At 57.5% G+C, this 1,195-nt stretch carries 1 protein-coding gene; it reads right to left on the reverse strand.

The annotated features are described in order from the left end of the window. On the reverse strand, window positions 1-1,091 hold a 1,091-nt coding region (locus F1735_RS33710), incomplete at its 3' end, for an ISAs1 family transposase (RefSeq protein WP_229506095.1). Window positions 1,092-1,195: the final 104 nt, after the last annotated feature.

Consider the following 1,195-nt stretch of genomic DNA (forward strand, 5'->3'; position numbering starts at 1 on the left):
GCTGCCTTCATGCGCTTGGTAGCGATCCCGAGCTTAGCCGTCTTCTCGTTCTTCAGCAGGTTTAGAGCTATTCGACGCAGAATGGCGAAATTCTGCGCCGCTTCACCAACGCGGATGCGGCAATCGTCCTCGCGAAACGCGACGTCCAGCACCCAGTGCATGCAGTTTTCGATGCCCCAGTGTGCCCGTACCGTCCGCGCGAGATGCGCCGCCTTGGCCGGGAGGCTGCTGATGTAATATCGCCGTTCGACGCTGGCTGTGCCGCTACTATTTCTGCCTATGATTTCGCGGGTCGATTCGATCATGATCAGACTTCGCAGACCGGCCCAATGTTGGTTTTGCTGAGCGAGCCAGGCAACGTCGTTGGTCACTAGGCAGCGCCGGGTTTCGATCCGTCCGTGATCCTTTTCGGTCTGGATATCGTCCCAGAACGGGCGATCCATCTTGCCCTCATCGGCGGCGTCGAACCACAGTTTGACGGCCTCGGCCAACCCGGGCTGGTTGTCCTTCACTCCCAGCACATAGTCGGCGCCGCCGGCGATGATCTTGGACGCGATGTCGTGCTGGCACCCCATCGCGTCGATGGTGATGATGGCGCCTTTGATATCGAGCGTGGCCAACAATTCCGGTATCGCCGTGATCTCGTTACTCTTGTCAGCGGTCCGAACCTGGCCCAGTGTCAAACCGTTATCGCTGCACCATGCCGACACGAGGTGAATCGCGCTCTGCTTACCATCATGTGAACCGCGTACACACTTGCCATCGACGGCGATGTGCAGCCCTTCAAGCGAGGGAAATATCGAACTCATCCAGCGTACGAAGCAGGCCTCAAACTGGGTCGCGTCGAGCAGGGAAAAGACCCTTCCGAAGGTGTCATGTGAGGCTATGCCATTGGCAAATGGTCGATGCTGGCGCAACCAGTCGAGCTTCATCTCGCTCCATTCGACAACCCCAGTCCAACTCTCCGCGCCACTGATGACGGCGCAGATCGCCGCCAGCAGTAACTCGTCAAGTTGATATGCGCATTCGCGCGCACGCGGATCACACAACTCATCGAAAGCTTCCATCAGCGACATCGGTCCGTGTGTCATTCTCGCGTCCAAATATCAAGAGTAAACGCCTTTCTCGGCGAGTTTACAAGCAATATTTACAATCTTTGCTCACCGCGACGTCCCAGCCTTCATGCAATCGCCCT

Source organism: Massilia genomosp. 1, assembly GCF_011682185.1.
GTDB classification, from domain to species: Bacteria; Pseudomonadota; Gammaproteobacteria; order Burkholderiales; family Burkholderiaceae_D; genus Telluria_A; species Telluria_A rubra.